Origin of the sequence: Streptomyces sp. NRRL B-24572 (genome assembly GCF_002156145.1) — a bacterium.
GTDB lineage: Bacteria > Actinomycetota > Actinomycetes > Streptomycetales > Streptomycetaceae > Streptomyces > Streptomyces vietnamensis.
On record NZ_MWIG01000007.1, the window covers coordinates 1 to 2,761 of the forward strand.

General features: G+C 70.2%; 3 protein-coding genes and 1 pseudogene. All 4 read left to right on the top strand.

Annotated features, from left to right (window positions below; all coding sequences use genetic code 11):
* Nucleotides 1-1,216: ATP-binding protein (locus tag CCN56_RS00470; protein ID WP_107484071.1), on the top strand; the 1,216-nt coding region annotated here is incomplete at its 5' end.
* Nucleotides 1,217-1,316: 100 nt separating this feature from the next.
* Nucleotides 1,317-1,805, top strand: coding sequence for a hypothetical protein (locus tag CCN56_RS00475; protein WP_086822034.1), 489 nt, complete (start codon nucleotides 1,317-1,319; stop codon nucleotides 1,803-1,805).
* Entirely contained in the window at nucleotides 1,802-2,299 is a 498-nt protein-coding gene (locus CCN56_RS00480; protein ID WP_086822036.1) for a hypothetical protein, read from the top strand. The genes CCN56_RS00475 and CCN56_RS00480 overlap by 4 nt, the downstream gene beginning before the upstream one ends.
* Before the next feature lie 33 nt (nucleotides 2,300-2,332).
* Nucleotides 2,333-2,761: pseudogene (locus CCN56_RS00485) on the top strand (hypothetical protein); the annotation flags it as partial.

Here is a 2,761-nt window from a genome sequence, read left to right on the forward strand (position 1 = left end):
AGACGAAGGACGCCTCGGCGTGGACGTCGCGCCCGATGTAGATGCCTTCCACGCCGAGGCGTCCTTCGTCTTCGATCCCTTCGCGCTGTACGGCAAGGTCGAGGGCTTCACCAACCCGAACCTCCTCCTGGCCGGCGTTATCGGCCAGGGCAAGAGCGCGCTGGCCAAGTCCTTCGCGCTGCGCTCGATCGCCTTCGGGTACCGCGTCTACGTCCCGTGTGACCCGAAGGGCGAGTGGACACCGGTGGCAGAGGCCCTCGGCGGACGGTCCGTGGCCCTCGGGCCCGGACTGCCCGGGCGATTGAACCCACTCGACGCGGCCCCGCGCCCCGCGGGCGCCTCGGAGGCCGACTGGGTCGGCGAGATCCGCAAACGGCGCCTGCTCCTGCTCGGCTCCCTCGCCCGGACCGTCCTGGGCCGGGACCTGATGCCCATGGAGCACACCGCCCTGGACATCGCCCTGGACGCCGTCGTCAGCCACGCTGCCGCCACCGGCCGCACCCCGCTCCTGGGTGACATCGCCGCGACCCTCAACGATCCCCGAGCGCTCGACGAAGCAGCCGGGATCATGTCCGGACAGCTCGGCGACGCGGCCCGCGACCTGGCCCACGCGATGCGGCGCCTGGTCCACGGCGACCTCGCCGGCATGTTCGATGCCCCCTCCACCGTCGCCTTCGACCCGAACGCACCGATGCTCACCATCGACCTCTCCCGGCTCGGCGGCTCGGGAGACGACACGGCCCTCGTCCTGGCCATGACCTGTGCCTCCGCCTGGATGGAGTCCGCCCTGTCCGACCCGAACGGCGGCCGGCGCTGGATCGTGTACGACGAGGCATGGCGCCTGATGCGGCACGTCGGCCTGCTACAGCGGATGCAGGCCCAGTGGAAGCTCTCCCGCGGCCTCGGCATCGCCAACCTCCTGGTGATCCACCGTCTGTCCGACCTGCTCACCGCCGGCGACGCCGGATCACAGGGCCGCGCTCTCGCCGAGGGCCTCCTCGCCGACTGCTCCACCCGCATCATCTACCGCCAGGAGAACGACCAGCTCCAGGCCGCAGCCTCCCTGCTCGGCCTCACCTCGGTCGAGATGGACGCCATCGCCCACCTCAACCGCGGACGCGGCCTGTGGAAGGTCGCCGGACGATCATTCATCGTTCAACATCTTCTGCACAGCCACGAGCTGGCGCTCTTCGACACCGACGCCCGAATGCACTGAGCCCTCCGCGTGCTCACGCCAGGCGACCAGAGCTCTGGTCAGCTCGTTCGCCGCACTCGGCTCAACGCCGCACGCCCGAAGACCCTTTCGGAGGTACCGCATGCCCACTCCAGCAGTAGCCCCTGACACGGCCTCGCCCTGCTCCGGGCGCCAGACCTCCTCATGGGAGCACATCAAAATTGCCGGGCTCACCGCGCTCGGTCTGCTCACCATCATCGACTTCCTGCCCAGGTTCAATGATCCCGTACTCCCCCCGTTTCCTGCCCTGCTGTCCCTCGCAGTCGTCGACGGACTGGTCGCCCTGACCCTCGCCGCCATCGTCGGGCTGCGCTCCATCCCGTTCGAAGGGGACGGCTTCTGGCCGCTGCTGGCCATCGTGATCGCCGTGCGGGCCGTCGCGGTCCTCGTCTCCGGCGGCCTTGGGATCCCGCAAGTCCCGGCAGCCATATGCCTGTCCGCTTGCGCGCCCCTTCTCCTCGTCGGTGCCGCAGCCCTGTACCTTCTCGTCACCAAGCACACCACGGATTCCACCGGCCATGAGAAACCCGGCTCGAACCAGAACCGGACCGGGCGCGGTGACCATCGGTGACACCTGGCTCCGAACCGCACGACGGCAATGCGACACCCGCCGCTCTCCACCGCTACGCCCGCCGGGACGCCGAGCCCTTCCTGTCCGCGCACCCGCTCCCGGACGAGCCGTTGCCGCTGCCCGACCTGAATCGGTACCTCACGGTGCTGGCCGAGGCGGAGACACCCGCCGAGGTCAGCGCCGTCACCCAGCAGCTCTTCGGAGCCACGGCTCCCCTGCTCGATCACATCGCCGGCCACTTCGTGGCTCTCGCTCTCTGGGCCGGCCACGAGCACCGCCACACGCCTGAGGCCGCAAACCTCCTGCGTGCGGCTGGCCGCAGTATCCGGTCCGCTCTGATGCAGGTCGCCCGGGCGGACTGGGAGAACCTGCGGGCCCACTACGACCCGCCCGCCGTGGGTCCAGGCGAGGAACAGGCCGACCGGACGGCCGCTTCCCGCCCGTCGCCTCCGGGCCCTTCGGCCCCGTCCGGCCCCCCGCGTTCTCGTCGCTAGAAGCGTCCCTTCCCCTCGTCCTCCAGGGAGCACATGCTCACCTCACGCACGGATCTCTCCGCTTTCGCCGCCGCCCTGGCGGACCGGCTGCCGGGCCACTGGACCAGCGAGTACGAAGAACACGGCTCCTACGACGAGCAGTTCGCCGCAGCCGAGGGTCTCTGGGACGCCGGCCACGTCGACTACATCGTCAGCCAGTACGTCCTCAGCCGCCACGCAGTCCTTTCCCACCAGGACGGACGACAGCTCTACATCACCGACCGGCCCTTGTACCGGCACCAGTTCGTCGTGGCGCCGCTCGAGCCCGTCGGCCCCCGTATCAAGCCGCATCACTTCGCCGGCGTCCAGGAGCCGAACGGCATCGCCGTGCCCAACCAGCCGGCCCGCGCAGCCGCCCAGGTCCTCCTACGCCTACTGCCCCGCTACCAGCACGCCCTGGACAGCGTGCTGGTAGCGGGGCAG